The organism is Brachymonas moutaii (nom. illeg.), from assembly GCF_049977365.1.
Classification (GTDB): domain Bacteria; phylum Pseudomonadota; class Gammaproteobacteria; order Burkholderiales; family Burkholderiaceae_C; genus Brachymonas.
Genome location: NZ_JBNGEN010000004.1, coordinates 29326 through 47841, shown reverse-complemented (window position 1 = coordinate 47841; position 18516 = coordinate 29326). Strand labels below are relative to the sequence as shown.

16 protein-coding genes and 1 riboswitch are annotated in these 18516 nt (G+C 68.0%); of the genes, 3 read left to right on the top strand and 13 right to left on the bottom strand.

What is annotated here, in order from left to right; translation table 11 throughout:
* Positions 1 to 13: 13 nt before the first annotated feature.
* The 11 genes from metF to ruvB form a co-directional block, all read right to left on the bottom strand.
* Entirely contained in the window at positions 14 to 856 is an 843-nt protein-coding gene (gene metF, locus ACP2WS_RS06335) for a methylenetetrahydrofolate reductase [NAD(P)H] (protein WP_374493515.1), read from the bottom strand.
* Between the two features lie 110 nt (positions 857 to 966).
* The gene (locus ACP2WS_RS06330) at positions 967 to 1722 is read right to left on the bottom strand and encodes a TlyA family RNA methyltransferase (RefSeq protein WP_426460008.1); all 756 of its coding nucleotides are present in this window, start codon (positions 1720 to 1722) and stop codon (positions 967 to 969) included.
* A gap of 92 nt (positions 1723 to 1814) precedes the next feature.
* A complete protein-coding gene (ahcY, locus tag ACP2WS_RS06325; RefSeq protein WP_426460007.1) occupies positions 1815 to 3251 on the bottom strand; it encodes an adenosylhomocysteinase in 1437 nt (478 codons plus the stop codon).
* A 77-nt stretch (positions 3252 to 3328) separates the two neighbouring features.
* Positions 3329 to 3416: riboswitch (S-adenosyl-L-homocysteine riboswitch) on the bottom strand.
* A 60-nt stretch (positions 3417 to 3476) separates the two neighbouring features.
* Positions 3477 to 4259: a YbhB/YbcL family Raf kinase inhibitor-like protein gene (locus ACP2WS_RS06320; protein ID WP_426460006.1), complete on the bottom strand. Its 783-nt coding sequence runs from the start codon at positions 4257 to 4259 to the stop codon at positions 3477 to 3479.
* A gap of 24 nt (positions 4260 to 4283) precedes the next feature.
* Positions 4284 to 5135, bottom strand: coding sequence for a YaiO family outer membrane beta-barrel protein (locus ACP2WS_RS06315; RefSeq protein WP_426460005.1), 852 nt, complete (start codon positions 5133 to 5135; stop codon positions 4284 to 4286).
* 17 nt (positions 5136 to 5152) lie between these two features.
* Positions 5153 to 6388: a non-hydrolyzing UDP-N-acetylglucosamine 2-epimerase gene (gene wecB / locus ACP2WS_RS06310; RefSeq protein WP_426460004.1), complete on the bottom strand. Its 1236-nt coding sequence runs from the start codon at positions 6386 to 6388 to the stop codon at positions 5153 to 5155.
* Positions 6389 to 6452: 64 nt separating this feature from the next.
* The gene (locus ACP2WS_RS06305; protein WP_426460003.1) at positions 6453 to 8330 is read right to left on the bottom strand and encodes a polysaccharide deacetylase family protein; all 1878 of its coding nucleotides are present in this window, start codon (positions 8328 to 8330) and stop codon (positions 6453 to 6455) included.
* Positions 8327 to 9382: a hypothetical protein gene (locus ACP2WS_RS06300; protein WP_426460002.1), complete on the bottom strand. Its 1056-nt coding sequence runs from the start codon at positions 9380 to 9382 to the stop codon at positions 8327 to 8329. The genes ACP2WS_RS06305 and ACP2WS_RS06300 overlap by 4 nt, the downstream gene beginning before the upstream one ends.
* A gap of 40 nt (positions 9383 to 9422) precedes the next feature.
* Positions 9423 to 10088 carry a hypothetical protein gene (locus ACP2WS_RS06295; protein ID WP_426460001.1) on the bottom strand — a complete coding sequence of 222 codons (666 nt, stop codon included), beginning with the start codon at positions 10086 to 10088 and terminating at the stop codon, positions 9423 to 9425.
* The gene (locus ACP2WS_RS06290) at positions 10085 to 11515 is read right to left on the bottom strand and encodes a glycosyltransferase family 2 protein (protein WP_426460000.1); all 1431 of its coding nucleotides are present in this window, start codon (positions 11513 to 11515) and stop codon (positions 10085 to 10087) included. The genes ACP2WS_RS06295 and ACP2WS_RS06290 overlap by 4 nt, the downstream gene beginning before the upstream one ends.
* Before the next feature lie 414 nt (positions 11516 to 11929).
* Positions 11930 to 12997 carry a Holliday junction branch migration DNA helicase RuvB gene (gene ruvB / locus ACP2WS_RS06285; protein ID WP_374493495.1) on the bottom strand — a complete coding sequence of 356 codons (1068 nt, stop codon included), beginning with the start codon at positions 12995 to 12997 and terminating at the stop codon, positions 11930 to 11932.
* A 298-nt stretch (positions 12998 to 13295) separates the two neighbouring features.
* Here ruvB and ACP2WS_RS06280 point away from each other — a divergent pair, with 298 nt between their 5' ends.
* Positions 13296 to 14990 carry an ArnT family glycosyltransferase gene (locus ACP2WS_RS06280; RefSeq protein ID WP_426459999.1) on the top strand — a complete coding sequence of 565 codons (1695 nt, stop codon included), beginning with the start codon at positions 13296 to 13298 and terminating at the stop codon, positions 14988 to 14990.
* An 80-nt stretch (positions 14991 to 15070) separates the two neighbouring features.
* Here ACP2WS_RS06280 and ruvA read toward each other — a convergent pair whose 3' ends face one another.
* Positions 15071 to 15649 carry a Holliday junction branch migration protein RuvA gene (ruvA, locus tag ACP2WS_RS06275; RefSeq protein ID WP_374494196.1) on the bottom strand — a complete coding sequence of 193 codons (579 nt, stop codon included), beginning with the start codon at positions 15647 to 15649 and terminating at the stop codon, positions 15071 to 15073.
* Between the two features lie 91 nt (positions 15650 to 15740).
* Here ruvA and ACP2WS_RS06270 point away from each other — a divergent pair, with 91 nt between their 5' ends.
* Both ACP2WS_RS06270 and ybeY read left to right on the top strand, forming a co-directional pair.
* Complete coding sequence (locus ACP2WS_RS06270; RefSeq protein WP_426459998.1) at positions 15741 to 16697, top strand: PhoH family protein; 957 nt, start codon at positions 15741 to 15743, stop codon at positions 16695 to 16697.
* On the top strand, positions 16694 to 17170 hold the full coding sequence (gene ybeY / locus ACP2WS_RS06265; RefSeq protein WP_426459997.1) for an rRNA maturation RNase YbeY: 477 nt from the start codon (positions 16694 to 16696) through the stop codon (positions 17168 to 17170). The genes ACP2WS_RS06270 and ybeY overlap by 4 nt, the downstream gene beginning before the upstream one ends.
* Here ybeY and ACP2WS_RS06260 read toward each other — a convergent pair.
* Positions 17155 to 18495: a TAXI family TRAP transporter solute-binding subunit gene (locus tag ACP2WS_RS06260; protein ID WP_426459996.1), complete on the bottom strand. Its 1341-nt coding sequence runs from the start codon at positions 18493 to 18495 to the stop codon at positions 17155 to 17157. The two genes, ybeY and ACP2WS_RS06260, sit on opposite strands and share 16 nt — an antisense overlap.
* Positions 18496 to 18516 lie beyond the last annotated feature (21 nt).

Below are 18516 nucleotides of genomic sequence, written 5' to 3'. Positions count from 1 at the left end.
TCAGCCCCCTGCGTTACGCAGCCGGTGCATGTCCCAGATGGGCACAGATCGCCAGGGTGGCGGCGCTCTGGTTCATGGTGTAGAAGTGCAGGGCTGGCGCGCCTCCGGCAAGCAGGCGCTCGCACATGCCGGCCACCACCTCGGTGCCCAGGGCCTTGATGCTCTCGGTGTCGTCCCCCAGCTCCAGAAGCCGCAGGCGCAGCCAGCGGGGAATCTCGGCGCCGCAGGCATCGGAAAACCGGATGAGCTGGCTGCTGCTGGTGATGGGCATGATGCCGGGCACGATGGGCGTGGCAATGCCCAGCGCCCGCGCGTCGTCGACAAAGCGGAAGTAGGCATCGGCGTTGAAGAAATACTGCGTGATGACGCCATTGGCCCCGGCATCGACCTTGGCCTTGAGCGCCCGCAGGTCGGCCTGGGGGCTGCGCGCCTGGGGATGCACCTCGGGATACCCTGCCACCTCGATGTGGAAGGCGTCGCCGGTTTCCACCCGGATGAAGCTCACCAGATCGCTCGCATGGTGGAATTCGCCCCCGAGTCCGTGGCCGCTGGGCAGGTCGCCGCGCAGGGCCACCAGCCGGGTGATGCCGGCTGCCAGCAGTTCGTCGAGCTGCTCGCGCACCCGCTCGCGCGTGGCGCCGATGCACGAGAAGTGGCTGGCGGCCGCCATGCCCTCGGCATGGATGGCGCACACGGTGTCGAAGGTGCCCTGCTGGGTGGAGCCCCCGGCTCCGTAGGTCACCGAACAGAACTCGGGCTGCAGCGCATAGAGCCGGCGGCGCACGGTGCGGAGCTTTTCGGCGCCTTCGGGGGTCTTGGGCGGAAAGAATTCAAAGCTGAAAGAGGGAGCGGTCATGGCATCTCTCGAAAGGAATGGGGGTGTTCTGAAAATGGACGGACAGGCATCGACCAGCAAAGTCGGCAGTCCGGGCACACGCCGTGCGGAGGAGCCCGGCACTCTGGACCTCAGGCCCGCCTGCCGTGCACGAAGAATTCGTGGTTGCCGTCGCCGCCCTCGATGGGACTGTCGAGCCAGTGCAGCACCTGCACCTGCAGGGCGGCACAGGCCGCGCGAATGCGCTGCTCCACCTCGGCATGGAGCCGCGCATCGCGCACGATGCCGCCCTTGCCGACCTGCCCGGGCTGGAGCTCGAACTGCGGCTTGACCAGCATGAGCAGCTGCCCGCCCGGGCGGAGATGGGGCAGCACCGCCGGCAGCACCAGCGTCTGCGAGATGAAGGACACGTCGCCCACCAGCAGGTCGAAGCCGCTGCCGGACGTACCGAGCACGGTGGCCAGCGCGGCAGGGTCGCGTGCGTTGACCTTTTCGTGCACCGTCACGCGCGGGTCGTGGCGCAGGCGCTCGTGGAGCTGGCCCTGGCCGACGTCGAGCCCCACCACATGGGCGGCCCCCGCATGCAGCAGGCAGTCGGTGAAGCCGCCGGTGGACTGGCCGACATCGAGACACTGCCAGCCTGCGGGGTTCAGCCCCGTGGCCTGCAGTGCCCCTTCGAGCTTGAGTCCGCCACGGCTGACGTAGCGGGCCTCGGCGGCATCCTGCAGCTGCAGCTCGGCCTGCGCGGACAGCTCCTCGCCGTTCTTGCGCACAGTCTGCCAGGCAGCACCGGGCAGCCGCCAGCGCACGCCGGCCGCGATGAGACGCTGGGCCTGGCTGCGGCTGGCGGCATGGCCACGTTCCACGAGGAGCTGATCGGCGCGCATGGGCAGTTCGGAGGACGAGGAAGGTCAGGATCGCCACAGGACGAGACTGCGGCGGGCAAACGGGCAGACAGGCGAACGGACGGCCGTCCCGATCAGTAGCGGTAGCTGTCGGGCTTGTAGGGGCCGGCCTTGGGCACGCCGATGTAGGCTGCCTGCGTGTCGGTGAGCTCGGAGAGCTGGGCATTGAGCTTCTTGAGCTGCAGGCGCGCGACCTTCTCGTCGAGGTGCTTGGGCAGCACGTAGACCTTGCCCACGTCGTAGGAGTCGGCGTGGCAGAAGAGCTCGATCTGCGCGAGGGTCTGGTTGGCGAAGCTGCTGCTCATCACGTAGCTCGGGTGGCCGGTGGCACAGCCCAGGTTCACGAGGCGTCCGCGCGCCAGCAGGATGATGCGGTGGCCGTCCTCGAAGATGACGTGATCGACCTGCGGCTTGATCTCTTCCCAGCGGCAGTGCTTTTCCAGCTCGGCCACCTGGATTTCGTTGTCGAAGTGGCCGATGTTGCAAACGATGGACTGGTCCTGCATCCGCGCCATGTGCTCGTAGCGGATGACATCGCGGTTGCCGGTGGTGGTGACGAAGATGTCGGCCTTGTCGGCGGCGTATTCCATGGTGACGACGCGGTAGCCTTCCATGGCGGCCTGCAGGGCGCAGATGGGGTCGATCTCGGTCACCCAGACCTGGGCAGAGAGTGCCCGCAGGGCCTGTGCGCAGCCCTTGCCCACATCGCCATAGCCGCACACCACGGCGATCTTGCCGGCCACCATCACGTCGGTGGCGCGCTTGATGCCGTCGACCAGCGACTCGCGGCAGCCGTACAGGTTGTCGAACTTGCTCTTGGTGACGCTGTCGTTGACGTTGATGGCGCGGAAGCGCAGCGTGCCCTTGGCGGACATTTCCTTGAGGCGGTGCACGCCAGTGGTGGTTTCTTCGGTCACGCCGAGGATCTGGGCGCTCTTGCGGCTGTACCAGCTTGCGTCGGCGGCCAGGTGGCTGCGGATGGCGGCAAACAGAATGCGTTCTTCCTCGCTCGCCGGGTGATCGAGCTCGCTGGCGTCCTGCTCGGCCTGCATGCCCAGGTGCATCAGCAGCGTGGCATCGCCCCCGTCGTCCAGGATCATGTTGGGGCCTTCGCCTTCCGTGCCGGCTGCGCCGAATTCGAAGATGCGGTGGGTGTAGTCCCAGTACTGCTCCAGCGTTTCGCCCTTGATGGCAAACACCGGCGTGCCTCCGGCCGCGATGGCGGCAGCAGCATGGTCCTGGGTCGAGAAGATGTTGCACGAAGCCCAGCGCACCTGGGCACCGAGCGCCTGCAGCGTCTCGATGAGCACGGCGGTCTGGATGGTCATGTGCAGGCTGCCGGCAATGCGTGCGCCCTTGAGCGGCTGGCGGGCCGCGTATTCTTCGCGGATGGCCACCAGGCCAGGCATTTCGGTTTCGGCGATGCGGATTTCCTTGCGGCCCCAGTCGGCGAGCTGGATGTCGGCGATGGCGCTGTCGGAAGGGGCCACGGGAGCGTGGGGGGCATTCATGGGAGACTCCTGAAAAACGGTAATGACTACCGGTACGGAGTTCCTGAAGGAACACGCAGGCTCACCGCACCGGATCAAGGGGGTGAGCGTCGTTGAGGAAATGATGCCAAGCCTGACACCGGATGGCCCTGCACGGGGCCCGGTGTTGCAACGCTCCTTGGAAGGAGCCCGATTATAGCGGCGCCCCGTATGCCCCGCCAGCTGCACGGCCCTTGCCCCGCGCGCTCACCACTCATGCCGGAGGGAGTGCTCGCCCGGCGCCAGCGACAGCATGTCGCCGTAGATGCCGACGAGCCCCATCAGATAGGGCAGCAGCGTCCCCAGAAAGTACAGCAGCGGCAACAGCATGGCCGAGCCCCATGAGACCAGCAGCATCAGGACGCTCACATGCAGGGGGAGTGCCACCACCACAAAGCCGAGCGAGAGCCCCGTGGCCAGCACCTTGTGCCACAGCGGAATGGGAAACACGTACAGGATGATGCCGTGCAGCAGCGGCGTGACGAACAGCAGCGTGCCTGCCACCTGCACCACGTCTTCGGCAAAATGGGCCAGCGTGAGCGGCAGGCGGGCGGGCCAGAACCAGAAGTACACCAGCGCACTGACCTGCATGAGCACCAGCAGGCGCAGCAGATAGATGAGCGGCAGCCGCTCGCGCGACAGGCGCAGGGACAGCCCGAAGGCTGCGGCGCTGACCACCACCCAGCCCCACCATTGCGTGCCCGTGGGCAGGGGGGTGTCGAGCCGGATGCGCAGCGGTGCCTCGTCCCACGGCAGGCGCGGCGGCAGGCGCTGCAGACTCAGGCCGGGCAGATCGATCCGCGTGAGCCAGAACTGCAGCCCCTCGAACCACCAGCGGGCAATGGAGGGCCAGAGCTGCCACACCAGCGCCAGCATCGCTGCCGTGAGCAGCACATTGCCGACCACGGTCGTGGCACGCAGCGGATAGCGTCGGCTGGCCCGCGGAGGTGGAGGCCGGCTGAAGGGCGAATGGGGAGGACCGGCCGGCATGGACTGCAGCGCTGCGGGAGCTGCTCAGAAATCGGCAAAAAGCCCGGCCGTGACGCCCTGACGGCGATAGTAGGGATTGACGTAGTGCTCGCCGCCCACGACAAAGCCCATGCGCGGCGTGATCCACTGGCGCCAGGAGGCCGTGGTCACGCGGCTGTAGAAATCGAATGCCCTGCCAGCCTCCTGCCCGGCGGGCAGGTAGCCCTCATGCCCCACGTCGTGCCGCAGCGTGAGGTAGTAATGGCGGGCCTGTCCGTAGGTGACGGCACCGAACCATCGGCGCGTGGTGACGGAGCCGGGGCTGGAGGTGTTGACCACCACGCCGGTCTGGGCCACGAGCGGCAGATCGGCAAAGTAATAGGACCCGCTGAGGGTGGCGGCACGGTCGTGGTGGACGCCATCGCCGCTGCGCGACCACATGAGTCCCAGCCCGGTGACGAGCTGCCGGCGCTCCAGCCACTTGCGGTACACCGACAGGTCGGTGCGCACACGGGGCATGTAGCTGGCAGAGCCAGCGCTCAGGCCGGCCGAGCCATACCAGTCGGGTGACAGGTCGCGCGTGTAGGCGATGCTGCCCAGAGTACCTTGCTCGCCGAAGTGCCGCTGGGCATCGAGTTCCCACGCCAGGGTGCCCTGGGTCCCGAAGCCGTGCGTGCCCTTGACGTAGCCATCGCGCCAGCTGGCGCTGCCGTCGCTGAGCCCGGCATGGCTGCCGCCGATCTCGATCTCGTGGGAAGTGGCTGCAGGCACCACAGCAGATGCGGCCACGGGGGCCACGGCTGGCGTGTCGGCGGCTTCGGCGGCCAGTGCCGACCCCGCACACACGGTGGCCAGCAGCAGCCCGACGGGGCGGAACAGGGAAACAGACGGGGACATACGCATGGGAAAACGCTTCAGGCAGGAAGAACGGAAGGAACGCTGCGGGGAGCGGCAGGCGGCTCGGCGGCCTGGGGAGGCACCGCTCCGCCACGTCGCACCCCCTGCGCCACCAGCCGGGCAATGCGCTGGCCGGTCTGGCCATCTCCGAAGGGATTGACGGGCGTCTGCATCCGCTGCCGGGCCGCAGCATCGCGCAGCAGCTCCAGGGTGTGCACGGCGACCTGGCGGCGGTCGGTGCCGACGAGGCGCCCCGCACCGCTCGAAATGAGTTCGGGACGTTCCGTGACGTTGCGCAGCACGAGCACCGGCCGGTGCAGCGAGGCGCCCTCTTCCTGCACGCCGCCAGAGTCGGACAGCAGCACGTCGGAATGTACCATCAGCGAGACCATGGACGGATAGTCCTGGGGCGCCACCAGCAGCCAGCGGCGACGCACGGCCTCGGGCACGGCGTCGTGCACGGTGCGCACGGCCTGCTGCACGGCGGGGTTGGGGTGCAGGGGCCAGACCACGGCCAGCCCGGGTTCGGCCAGCAGAATGTCGTTGACGGCACTGGCGATCTGGCGCATGGCCTCCCAGTTTTCCCGCCGGTGGGCGGTCACGAGCACCAGGCGGCTGCAGCCCGTGCGGGCAAACCAGTCGAGCGCAGGCACATCGAGGGGCGCGCCCTCCTCGGCCATGCGGCGCAGGCGGGCATCGGCCCAGCGCACGGCATCGACCACGGTGTTGCCGACCTCGAACACGCCCTCCTCCAGCCCCTCGCGGCGCAGATTGGACACGGCCCGGGCCGTGGGCGCGAAGTGCCAGGTGGCCAGCTGCCCGATGAGGCGGCGGTTCATTTCCTCGGGGAAGGGCTCATAGATCTGCCCCGACCGCAGCCCTGCCTCGACGTGCCCCACGGGAATGCGCTGGTAGAACGCGGCGAGTGCCGCCATGGCCGCGCTGCTGGTATCGCCGTGCACCAGCACGGCCGAGGGACGCCAGTCCGTGAGCTGGACAGTGATGATGTCGAGCAGCTCGGCCGAGAGCGCAGCCAGCCCCGGCTGCCGGCGCTCCAGCGTCAGGCTGGCGTGGGGCACGAGGCCGAAGAAGCGGTAGAGCGGCAGGGCCATCTCCTCGTCATGCTGGCCGGTATGCAGGATCCGCACGGGAACGCCCAGCCGCTGCAGACACAGGGCCACCGGGGCCATCTTGATGATCTCGGGCCGTGTGCCCATGGCCAGCACGACCGGCGCGCTATGAAGGGTATGCATGTTCTTTTTCTCCCTGTAGGGGCACGAGGCCCTGTGACATTCTTGCGATGTTCGTGACTGCAGCTCATCGTGCATGCGGCAGGCGCACGCGGATGTCCTTTCCTGAGAGGACCGTGATGCGCCATTGGTTCCCATGGGCATCGATCCGAGCCTGTCCGGAGAGCAGCTCCGGCCGGCCGAACCGTGCCTGGGGCACCCACCAGCTCATCTGCGCCAGCGTCTGCGGTGCGGATGCGGACAGCACGTCTCCCTCCGCCGCGAGGGTATGCGTCCATTGGACCGCTTCGCGCCGGTTCATGAAATCCGCCATCTGGGTGAGCGTGAACCAGCGGCAGTCACCGGCGAGCCGGCAGGCACGCATCTCCTGCACGAAGGTCCGCACGGCCGGCAGCACCATGACGGCGCCCGGCGGATGGAAATACACCAGCCGCACGGCCTGGTTCTCCCGCACGAAACGGACCACGGCCCCCAGCCAGTCGCTGTAGAGCGCGAGCGGCATGCCTTCTTTGTGCACGTCCTCGGCCGTGGCGAATTCGCCCATGGTGAGCACCGGGAACATCCACAGCGTGGGGCTGAGGCGCTCCTCCCCCAGCCAGGTGCGGGTGGCGCCCATGCCGATGTCGCCGGTGAGATACAGGCCCAGAAAGTGGTGCTGCTCGAGCCAGCGCAGGGTCCAGAGCGGCGTGTTGCCCTCGGGGGCCGAATATTCGCGTGGAGCATAGCCCAGCACCGCGGTCAGGGCCTGCTGGTTGAGGTCGAGATACTGCACGTACTCGGGGCCGTTGCTGTCGTTGATGCGCTCGCCGAAGTAGTTGTGGATCCAGCCGCCATGGTCGCCGATGGCATTGCCCCTGCGCGCCAGATCCTGGATGAGGGCCCGCACCTCGGGATTGGCCGGCACGTTCATGCCGGCGCCATCGCCGGGGTGGTAGACATCGGGCCCGGCGGTGAAGTGGTAGGAATACGGCCCTTCGTCGAGCACCCCGGACTTCTGCAGTTCCTGCAGCGCAGGAATGGCGGGAGTCGAATCGACGTGCCAGTTCAGCACGATGCCGCCCTTGCCGTCCGGCGTATTGGCCAGGCGTGGCCAGCCGAGCATGTCCTGCACGAAATAGCGCAGCATGCCCGACAGAAAGATGCCGTCGGTGCGCTGCTTGAGATAGCCGATGGGCAGGTTGACGAACAGCGTCTCGCCCTTGCCCAGCACCTGCCGCGACAGGATGGGGTAGCCCTGCTCGGAGTGCAGCAGCACCTGCGTCGGCTGGCCCCGCGTGACCAGCACCGGGAAGGTCTGCCCCTCATCGCCCTGCCGGTAGCCATTGACGGCCACTTCGCGGCTCATGGGCCGCCCGCTGAACATCACCGTGTCATGCTGGAAATCGGCATGAAGATCGAGATACCGGCCCGGCGGAATCTGCAGATGCTCCATCATGGCGGCCGAACCCCGGATCTGGCTCGACGTGGTCATGCCCGCGTGCAGCGTGTCATAGAGGCCATACTGCATCCCCGTCAGGTCCGAGAAGCGCGACGCTCCGGGCGCATAGTGCCCCTGCCCGTCCAGCAGGCCGGCGTCGTACACCAGCATCAGCCGCGTGCCGGCACGCACCTGTTCGTGCAGCAGGCGCACCGCCGTGTCGTCGAGGCTGCGTTGAAAAGTGTCGGGCACGATGAGCGCAGGCCACTGCCGGTGGTGCCGCGTGACGGCGCGCGCCCACTCGCTCACCGCCAGCACCTGGAGCTGTACCCCCTCCTCGGAGGCAGCGTCGCGCCACATGCGGGCCTGCGGCGCGCTGGCGGACATGCCGTCCGGCACCAGCAGCACGACTGCCCCCTCCTGCACCGGCGCGGCACGCTGGTCCTGCCACGCAAAATAGCCCAGAGCCAGCACCACGAGGGCCAGCATCACCTCCCAGCGCAGAAATTTGGGACGCGTCGCAGTCATGCCCCCTCCCCCCTGCCGGTGGCGGGACACAGTTCGGGCGCCACGGCCGGGACGATGCCCTGCAGCGCCAGCGCGTCTTCCACCGCCTGATCGAGCACAGTCCAGTACGCCGTGGACCATACGGCACGGGCCCGCAGCCGCCAGCAGCCGGCCGCCCGTGGCACGGTGGTGTGCATGGCCCAGGCCACGATGCCCCACGGATAGGGGTCGGCCGTGCGTTCCAGCCATGCCCGCCCGTACAGGGCAAGCCAGGCTGCCGCCTCCGCCTGCAGCGCCGGTGCATCGATGAGCCCCTCGCGCCACCGATAGGTCGGCGCCACGGCATGCGGATAGAACGCCGGCCCGTCCGCATAGGCCGGATCGGCGGGCGACCAGAGTCCCGGCCCGTGATGGAATGTATGCTCCATGGCACGCTGCAGCGCTGCGGCTTCCTGCCGCTGTCCCGCAGCCAGCAAGGCCGAATGCACCTCGGCGTTGTCCATGAGATAGGCCGGGCCTTCTCCTGCATGGGCCCGGTACAGCCCATCCGGGCGGCGCAGCTGGCGCAGCAGGGCATGGGCCCGGCGGTCGGCCACATCCGCAGACGCGTGCATCGCTGCCGGCAGCAGGTCGCGGCTGCGCGCCAGCAGCTCGATGAGTGAAGCCGCCATGGCATCGTCCGCGTCCGCCGGAGCACAGGCTCGCCATGCCCCGTCCGCACCGCAGAACCGGGCGATGCGGCCATCGGCCCCCTGCCGGGGCAGCAGCCAGCGCAGCCAGCCCACCACCAGTGCATCGGCCTGCCGGTTGCCCGCACGGCGCTCGATGATCAGCGCCTGCGTGGCGAAATAGGGGTCGATCTCGGGCTGGCCGGGGAGCGAGGCGTGGCCACGGGAACGGATCCGCAGGGCGCCGTCGGGCGTGACAAAGGCGGACAGCCCCGGCGATGCGGCCGCTGCAGGCGTGCCAGCGACACCTTCAGCACCGGCCGCCTGCGCCTGGCCACTGCCGAACGCCAGGGCGGTGCCCAGCCCCAGGCACGCCACCAGCAGGGAAGTCCGTGGCGCCTTCATGCAGCCTCCGCCTCCACCCGTCCCTGGATCAGCGCCCAGATCACGCCATGCACGGTGGTGCCTTCACCCACCACGATGCGCCGGGCCGACACGCTGACGGGGTGGTCGGCCCAGCCCAGCGCGCAATGCGCCGCGATGTGCAGCGACTCCTGCACCGACACGGTCCCGCGCAGACGCCCGCCCGGCCCCACGGCCCCACGGCCATGCGGTCCATGCCGAACACCGTGCCAGTCACCAGACAGCCACGCGCCATGCGCACCTGTCCATGCACCTTGGCGCTGCCATCGAGCACGCTGGATTCTTCCATCACGAGATCGCCATGCACCACCTGACTGCCCTGCAGCGTCTGTCCGCGCGGGATCGTGAGCGACCCCGCGTGGGTGGTCGGGCGCTCGTCGAAGGCCACATGCACCCCCAGGGCATCGGGGCGATCCTCCAGCCACGGCCCCCGGCCAAAACGGATGCAGCTTCCCTGCACACGGTAAAACCGCTGGCCTGCCGCCAGCCTCACGGGCCCCGCCGCGCCATCGACATCAAGGCTGCCGTCCGAGAGGGGAATCAGCGCCGAGCCCAGCGGATCGACCTCCACGGGATCTGCATCGCGGTTGCGCCACAGCTCCCAGAACGCGGGAACAAGCGGCAGCACAAACCAGACCAGTGTCAGCACAAGCAGCAGAATGGCCCAGCCCCAGGAAGGCAGATTCATGCCGCCCTCCCTTCCGTCGCAGGCACGGCAGCCGGGCCGGGTGCAGCGGCATGTCCGGCAGGCAGTCCTCCCGGCGCAGGCAATGCCGGCGACAGGGCGCCCCCAGAAGCCGGCACGCTGCCCGGCAAGGCCGGTGCCCCCTGCGAACGGCGGTAGCGGGCCGTCTTGTCCCACTGAAACTGCCGGTTCAGCAGGCGGTCGAGCACCATCAGGTCGAGCGTCGCCTTGGTGATGCTGACCACGCTCACCAGAAAGCCCTCACCCAGCAGGGGCAACAGCCGCAGCCGCCCTCGGTGTCCGTCCAGATGCACGGCCGCTGCCACCTCGAAGAACGCAGCAAAGTTGCCGAAGCACGAAAACACCATCACCGTGGCAAGCGACAGATATGCCAGCACATTCGCCCCCTGCTCCCCATAGAACATCAGCAGGGCCAGCATCCATCCCAGCATCTGGATGGGGGCCATGATGTAGACGCCCAGCAGCGCCGTGGCGTCGATCCGCGTCACAAAGGGCATGGTGCGCTGGTGCAGCACGCGCCAGCCGTGACGGGCGAGTGCCTGGTTGTGCCCCTTGGCCCAGCGGCCGATCTGGCGGGCCCGCACCGCCCAGCTCTGGGGCACTTCCTCGTAGCACTCGGCATGGTTGATGTAGACCGTGCGCCAGCCGGTGCGCAGCAGCCGGAAGGTCAGATCCGTGTCCTCGGCCAGCACGTCGTCGTGCCAGCCTCCGGCATCGGCCAGCGCACGCAGCCGGATACCGCCCACGGTGCCGCCATACTGGGGCACGCCCACAATGTTCTCCCGCGCCTGCTGGTCGACCTGGTAGCCGCCCGAACGTTCGAGGTCGAGAATGCGCGTGAGCAGATTGACCCCCGCGTTCTGCGGCACCACGCGCCCCATCACGCAGCCCACCTCCGGATCGAAGAATGGCGCCAGAATCTGCTTGAGCAGGCTGCGGCTGGGGGTGTAATCGGCATCGAAGACCACAATGATGTCCCCGAGCCCGTGGTCGCGCACGATCTGCGTGGCGTCCTTGAGGGCTGCCGCCTTGCCCGGCTTGCCATCCTTGCGGTGAAAGGGCCGGATGCGCCCGGGATAGCGGCGCACATAGGACTCGATGATGTCGTAGGTTCCGTCGCTGGAGCGGTCATTGACCGGCATGAGCGTCAGCAGTTCGTGCGGATAGTCCACCGCGAGCAGCGATTCGAGGCAGTCGGCGATCACCTCCTCCTCGTTGTGCGCTGCAATGAACACCGTCACCCGGGGCCAGGGCCCGAGCGCCACGGGCGCATACAGCCCACGCTGCCTCCCGAACAGCCGCTGCAGGGAAAACATGACATGGCGCGCGGTATAGAAGGCGAGCAGCACCACAATGCCCATCAGGGCACCGCGCAGCACTTCCCAGAATCCGGACGACAGCCCCATCATGCCCTGTCTTCCCTCCTTGCAACCATTGCCCACCGACATGGCACCTGCATCGGAGCTGCCATTCCCAGGGCCTGCCCCTCATGACGCATCGCAGACAGAATGTCCCGACGGGGAGCCCTTGCCAGCATGAGAAGCTGCATGCATGTACATGCCCTTCTTTAAAACTGGCGGTCATGACATTGTAGAAGTGCAGTGCATCCGCTCCCGGTGCGGACCGTTTCCATCATGGTTTCTCCCTGTGAAATCCTCCTCACTTTGCGTCATCTCAAGGAGAGATGTTTCCGCAACGCAACGCCAGCCGAGCGGAGCAACCCCATGATTTGAATCATCTTTTATGCATCAAACCAGCCGCTCCACAAGGCCAGAAACCCTCTTTGCCCCTCCAGACGACATCCCCCTCACTGGGCGGCGCACTCAGAACAGCCCTCCCGGCTGCGCCCCTTCGGGCTGGAGCACGCCCAGGTGCCGGTAGGCGGCCGAGGTGGCGATCCGTCCGCGCGGGGTGCGCTGCAGGAAGCCCTGTTGGATCAGGTAGGGTTCGATCACATCCTCGATGGTGCCGGGCTCCTCCCCGATGCTTGCCGCAATGTTGTCGAGTCCCACCGGCCCGCCATCGAAACGGTGCACCACGGCCTCCAGCAGCTTGCGGTCCATCAGGTCGAAGCCCTGGGGATCGACATCGAGCATGGCCAGTGCCCTGCGGGCCATGTCCAGCGTGATGCGCCCCGTGCCCTTCACATCGGCATAGTCGCGCACCCGACGCAGCAGGCGGTTGGCAATGCGCGGGGTGCCGCGGCTGCGGCGCGCGATCTCGAAGGCGCCTTCGGCGTCGATGGGCGCCTCCATGAGACGCGCACTGCGGGTGACGATGGCGGCCAGTTCCTCCGGCGTGTAGAACTCTAGCCGCGACACGATTCCGAAGCGGTCCCGCAGCGGATTGGTGAGCATGCCCGCGCGCGTGGTGGCTCCGACCAGGGTAAAGGGCTGCAGGTCGAGCTTGATCGAGCGGGCCGCCGGGCCCTCGCCGATCATGATGTCGATCTGGTAGTCCTCCAGGGCCGGGTAGAGGATTTCCTCGACCACCGGACTCAGTCGGTGAATCTCGTCGATGAACAGCACATCGTTGGGTTCGAGGTTCGTGAGCAGGGCCGCCAGGTCCTTGGGCTTTTCGAGCACGGGGCCACTCGTCTGGCGCAGGTTCACGCCCAGCTCATGCGCAATGATGTGCGACAGTGTGGTCTTGCCCAGCCCCGGCGGACCGAACAGCAGCACATGGTCGAGCGCCTCGCCCCGCTTGCGGGCCGCACCGATGAAGATCTCGAGCTGCTCGCGCACCTTGTGCTGCCCCACATATTCGTCGAGCAGGCGCGGACGCAGGGCGCGTTCAAGCACCTCCTCGCCCGTCGACACGGGGGCAGCCGACACCATGCGCGGTGCCGGTTCGGAATCCAGGGTGGAAAGACTGTCGGTATGCAGGGGCATGGGGGTATCCATCGGCGCCCACCGGGGGCGAAACACAGGCCGCCCATTGTCGGCCAGATGGGCGCGGTTGTGCAAAGCCCCCAGCGTCCCCTCCGGAGGCAGGTCATGCCGCACGACACCCGGATGACATATTCACGTCACGCAAATGTCATCTAGGCGTCACGTTTTTCCTGTAGCATGCGCAACCGCTCTGCGGCTCCAGTTCGGCTGTTGGCGTGGCATATCGAAGCCCGCTGGCGGCGGCACCGTCTGCTCGGTGCCCTACGGTCTTTCCGCCTTACCCCACTCCCTCAGGCCCATGCCCTCCCTCTCCCTGTGCCCTTGGCGCGCCCGCTGCGCGCGCCATCCCTTTCTTGTGCCGGGCGTGCTGCTGGCGCTGTGGCTGCTGGCCACCATTGGGGTACGCCCCCTCGCCATGCCGGACGAAGGGCGCTACGGCAGCGTGGCCCTGCACATGCTGCTCAGCGGGGACTGGATCACCCCACGCCTCGACGGCATGCCCTTCTTTCACAAGCCTCCGCTGTACTACTGGCTTGCTGCCGGAGCCATGCAGCTGCTGGGGGCGGCGCCCTGGGTCGCCCGCCTGCCCGCCGCCCTGGCCGCCTGGACCATGGGCATGGGCACCTACCTTTTCCTGCGCAGCCATGCCGGCCCGCGCATTGCCGGCCGGACCCTGCTCGTGCTCGCCACCATGCCGCTGCTGTTCGGGGGTGGGCAATACCTGAATCTGGACATGCTGGTCGGCGCGCTCATCAGCGTCACCATTCTGGCGGGCGCCCATGCCGTGCTGCAGGCGCAGCGGCAGCGCCCGTTCCGCCGCTGGGTCTGGATCGCCTACGGACTGGCCGGACTGGGCGTGCTGGCCAAGGGCCTGATCGGCATTGTCCTGCCCGGCGGGGTGCTGCTGGTGTGGCTGGCCTGGCAGCGGCGCGGAGCCGATATCCTGCGACTGCTTTCGCCCGTGGGCATGGGGCTCTTTGCGGTCGTGGTGCTGCCGTGGTATGGAGCCATGGAACAGCGCTTTCCGGGCTTCTTTCACTATTTCTTCGTCTACCAGCAGTTTCAGCGCTTTGCCGCAGGCGGCTTCAACAATGCCCATCCGGCCTGGTTCTATCCCGCCACGCTGATCCTCATGTGCCTGCCCTGGACCCTCTGGTTCCTGCGCCCGCTCTGGCGCCGGTCCTCCGGCCCGGCGGCACGCAGTCTGCCGGCTATGGGAACCTGGGGCCGCCCCGTCCCGCCCGACAGCGCCGCCGGCCTCGACCGCCTGGCCGTGGTGTGGCTGCTGCTCATTCTTCTTTTCTTCTCCCTGCCCGAATCCAAGCTGGTGGGCTACATCCTGCCCGTGCTGCCGGCCTGGGCCTTCCTGGTGGTGCGCATCGGGATGGGCATCTCGAGCGAACAGCCCCGCAGTTCTTCAGCCTCAGCCGAGCAGACGCCGGCGAATGCCTGCAGCCCCTCCCCGCGGCTGGTCGGTGCCACGGTGCTGGGTGCAGTGGCGCTGTGCCTGGCCACGGTGATCGCCATCACGCTCATGCGCCCACAGCCTGCCGCTGCCGCCGCACGCTGGCTCGCCCCGCGCCTGCAGCCGGGCGATCAGGTCGTCATGCTCGACAGCCTGGCCTCCGACCTGCAGTTCCATCTGGCCAAGCCCACCCCCTCCTGGATCGTCAGCGTATGGGACGACCCCGAAGCCATGTGGGGCGACACCTGGCGCAAGGAGCTATGGGATGCCGGGGAGTTCGATCCCGCCGTCCGGCACGACAACCTGCTCACCTTCTCGCAGTTCCGCCAGCGCCTGTGCAGCCCCACACTGACCCACACCCTGTGGCTCTGGGGCAGTGTCGATGTGGAACGCACTCTGCCGCTGCTGGCCCATGCTCCGCTCGTGTGGCAGGCCCCCGCCTCGGACCGCGACCACCGCCGGCTGTGGCAGCTCACTCCGGCAGATGCCCACCGGCTGGCCGGATGCCCCGCGCCGGTCTCACGATAGGACGAGGCTAAGACGAGGCGCTCAGCCCAGAACCGCCGCACTCCCTGCCAGCTCCTCTGCTTGGCAGGGACAAGCGCCCCCTATCGGGCCAGGGCACGCAGGGCCTGGCGGATGCCCTCGCTGACCCCGATATCGCCCGGCAGGGCCTTGAGTGCGGCACTGGCTTCCTTGTCGCTGTAGCCCAGGGCCAGCAGCGCCTGGAGAATGTCCTGCTGGGCTTCGGTTGTCGCGCCTGTGCCGGCTGCCGGCATCGCCACTTCTCCGAGCTTGCCCTTGAGTTCGAGCAGCAGCCGTTCCGCCGTCTTCTTGCCGATGCCGGGCACCTTGACCAGCCGCGCCGTCTCCTGCGCTGCCACGGCCTGGGCCAGATCGGCCACGCTCATGCCCGAGAGAATGGCCAGCGCCGTGCGCGCGCCCACGCCACTGATGCGCAGCAGCTGCCGGAACACCTCCCGCTCCTGCGCAGTCCCGAAGCCATAGAGCAGCTGCGCATCTTCGCGCACCACAAAATGGGTCAGCAGACTCACCGTCGCCCCCACGGCCGGGAGGTTGTAAAACGTGCCCATGGGCACATCTACCTCGTAGCCCACTCCGTGACAGTCCACGAGCACCTGGGGAGGCGTTTTTTCCAGCAGCGTGCCGGTGAGTTTTCCGATCATGGGGTATCCTTTGAACCTGTCGAGCGCAAGCCCCCGCGATGATGCCACAGCCGCATCCCGCCTGCGGCGGCAGCCATGCGCCCTCTCCATCATGATCCTACGCCACAGCTTCACCCCCCTTCACAACAGCCGGCTGTCCCACCTGTGCGGCCCGCTCGACGAGCATCTGCGCACCATCGAGCGCTCTCTGGAAGTGCGCATCGCACACCGCCACGAACAGTTCAAGGTCGAAGGCCCCAAGGCCGCCGCCCACCAGGCCATGGAGGTGCTGCAGGCCCTCTACGAACAGGCCGCCCGCCCGGTGCCGGCCAGCCTCGTGCAGCTCATGCTCGCCGGGGACGGCACCGAGCCCCTGCCCACCGAGGACGCCGGGCTTTCCACCCGCCGGGGAGACCTGCGTGCGCGCACCGCCACCCAGGGCGTCTACCTGCAGAACATTGCCGACCACGACATCACCTTCGGCATCGGGCCGGCCGGCACGGGCAAGACCTGGCTGGCCGTGGCCTGTGCCGTCGACGCCCTCGAACGCAGCAGCGTGCAGCGCATCGTGCTCACCCGGCCGGCGGTCGAGGCGGGCGAGCGGCTCGGCTTTCTCCCGGGCGACATGGTGCAGAAGGTCGATCCCTACCTTCGCCCGCTCTATGACGCACTCTACGAACTCATGGGGTTCGAGAAGGTGCAGAAGGCCTTCGAGCGCGGCGCGCTCGAAATCGCTCCGCTCGCCTTCATGCGGGGCCGCACGCTCAACAACGCCTTCGTCATTCTCGATGAGGCCCAGAACACCACCCCCGAGCAGATGAAGATGTTCCTCACCCGCATCGGATTCGGCAGCAAGGCCGTGGTGACGGGCGACGTGAGCCAGATCGACCTGCCCAAAGGGCAGACCAGCGGCCTGATCGATGCCGAGCGCGTCCTGCGCCGGGTCGATGGCATCTCCCATGTGCGCTTCACCAGCGCCGACGTGGTGCGTCACCCCCTGGTCGGGCGCATCGTCGACGCCTACGATGCCGCCACCAGTGCCACCCGCCGCGCCAAGGACACCGCATGACCGCCCCCCTGCCTCCGCTCGCTCTTTCGCTGCAGTTCGCCCGCCTTGCCGATGCGCCCCTGCACCGCGCGGCCCTGCCCCGCCACCATGTCATCCGCACCCTGCGTCACGCCCTGGGGCAGGACGTGCAGCATGGGGAATTCGCCGTGCGCATCGTCGATGCCGAAGAAGGACAGACGCTCAACCGCGACTACCGGAACAAGGACTACGCCACCAACGTGCTGACTTTCGACTACAGCGGCGCGCCCATGGTCATGGCCGATCTGGTGCTGTGCGCTCCCGTGGTGGCACGCGAGGCTGCCGAGCTCGGCAAGCCCCTGGCCGAGCACTACACCCACCTGCTCGTGCACGGTGCCCTGCACGCCCAGGGCTGGGACCACGAAACCAGTGAGGCCGATGCCGAAGCCATGGAAGCCGAGGAAATCCGCATCCTGGCTGGCCTGGGCATTGCCAACCCCTACGCGGACCGCTGATCCCCGGATACAGCCCCGGCGTGCTCTGGCCCCCATGCAGCAGCCAGCCGGGCATGGCGCTGGGCAATCGCGGCCAGCAGACTCTGGTTGAGCACGGCAAAGGTATGGAACTGGGAGCCATTCATGCGCCCCTCCTCGGCCATGGTCACCGCCTGACCCAGCAGCTCATCGGCCTGGGCCTCGATGTCGTCGAGCACCTCGGCATCGGCCGCCAGCCGGGCGTGGTACTGCAGCTTGAGCAGCCGGTGCGCCATGTGCACGGCCGACTCCTGCCGCTGCGACAGCAGGTAGCTCCACAGCCCCCCGATGGCCGATGCCACCATGGTCAGGAGCGTGATCCCGATATAGAAAAAATCCGAGTAGCGCTCGATGAACGTCTGCTGCTCGCCTGAATAGTACTGCCGCGCCCCCGGATGCAGCCCCACCGTGGCCGCATCGTCGGGGTCAAGCGCCTCGATGGCATTGGCCGAGGGTATCTGCGCAGCCAGTGCCGTGCGCATGGTGAACAGCAGCCGCGTCAGGTCACCCGCCGGGCCATCGCGCACCTGGCGGCTCGCCACCAGACGCTGCGTGATCGACACGGTAGAGAGATCCTCCGCCGGCCATGCCGGGTCGGTGCCGAAGGTACCGCGCGGCAGATCGGTCGCGTCGAAGGCCTGGTCGTGCGCGGCCAGCGCCTCGGCATCTTCCACGCCGAAGAGCACCGGGCGGCTCCGGGGGCCGGTTCCCGTGGTCATGGCCGTCAGCACCCGCTCCACCATGCCGCTCTGGATCGGAGAAGCCACCATGATCGCATCCACCCGATGGGTGTCGATCACTTCCTGCAGATCGCCGTAGGTGACGGACACCACGCGCACATGGCTGCGGTCGAGCTTGTCCTTGGCCAGCAGCGCATCGAAGATGCCCGTGTTGTCGGTCGCACCCCGCAGCACCCCTACCGCGTGCCCCCGCAGGTCGGCTACCCGGCGCAGCCGGCTGCCTGCGGGCGCCACAAAGACGATGGCCGAACGGTTCAGGATTGCCAGCGTGAGTCCATCGCGCGGCATGTGGTCGCTGCGCACCACGGCCACATCGGCCTCGTGGGCATCGAGCATGGCCGCGCTCTCCACCAGATTCTGGTTGCGCACCAGCTTCAGCCGCACGGCGGCGTGCTCGGCCGTGAGCTTCTGCGCAAAGGCGTTCATGAGCCGTGCATGCTCACGGCCTTCGTTGCCCACGGCCAGCCGCAGCACCGTGGGAGCCGTGAGCCAGTACCACACTCCCAGTCCGGCGCAGGCCGTGGCAATGCAGGCGGCAACGATGATCCAGGCAGGGCGCAGACGCATGGGCAACAGTCGAGAGCGAGA

Coding starts and splice junctions, on each gene's coding strand:
- metF (WP_374493515.1), bottom strand. CDS start 856: ATGACCGCTCCCTCTTTCAGCTTTGAATTCTTTCCGCCCAAGACCCCC.
- ACP2WS_RS06330 (WP_426460008.1), bottom strand. CDS start 1,722: ATGCGCGCCGATCAGCTCCTCGTGGAACGTGGCCATGCCGCCAGCCGC.
- ahcY (WP_426460007.1), bottom strand. CDS start 3,251: ATGAATGCCCCCCACGCTCCCGTGGCCCCTTCCGACAGCGCCATCGCC.
- ACP2WS_RS06320 (WP_426460006.1), bottom strand. CDS start 4,259: ATGCCGGCCGGTCCTCCCCATTCGCCCTTCAGCCGGCCTCCACCTCCG.
- ACP2WS_RS06315 (WP_426460005.1), bottom strand. CDS start 5,135: ATGTCCCCGTCTGTTTCCCTGTTCCGCCCCGTCGGGCTGCTGCTGGCC.
- wecB (WP_426460004.1), bottom strand. CDS start 6,388: ATGCATACCCTTCATAGCGCGCCGGTCGTGCTGGCCATGGGCACACGG.
- ACP2WS_RS06305 (WP_426460003.1), bottom strand. CDS start 8,330: ATGACTGCGACGCGTCCCAAATTTCTGCGCTGGGAGGTGATGCTGGCC.
- ACP2WS_RS06300 (WP_426460002.1), bottom strand. CDS start 9,382: ATGAAGGCGCCACGGACTTCCCTGCTGGTGGCGTGCCTGGGGCTGGGC.
- ACP2WS_RS06295 (WP_426460001.1), bottom strand. CDS start 10,088: ATGAATCTGCCTTCCTGGGGCTGGGCCATTCTGCTGCTTGTGCTGACA.
- ACP2WS_RS06290 (WP_426460000.1), bottom strand. CDS start 11,515: ATGATGGGGCTGTCGTCCGGATTCTGGGAAGTGCTGCGCGGTGCCCTG.
- ruvB (WP_374493495.1), bottom strand. CDS start 12,997: ATGCCCCTGCATACCGACAGTCTTTCCACCCTGGATTCCGAACCGGCA.
- ACP2WS_RS06280 (WP_426459999.1), top strand. CDS start 13,296: ATGCCCTCCCTCTCCCTGTGCCCTTGGCGCGCCCGCTGCGCGCGCCAT.
- ruvA (WP_374494196.1), bottom strand. CDS start 15,649: ATGATCGGAAAACTCACCGGCACGCTGCTGGAAAAAACGCCTCCCCAG.
- ACP2WS_RS06270 (WP_426459998.1), top strand. CDS start 15,741: ATGATCCTACGCCACAGCTTCACCCCCCTTCACAACAGCCGGCTGTCC.
- ybeY (WP_426459997.1), top strand. CDS start 16,694: ATGACCGCCCCCCTGCCTCCGCTCGCTCTTTCGCTGCAGTTCGCCCGC.
- ACP2WS_RS06260 (WP_426459996.1), bottom strand. CDS start 18,495: ATGCGTCTGCGCCCTGCCTGGATCATCGTTGCCGCCTGCATTGCCACG.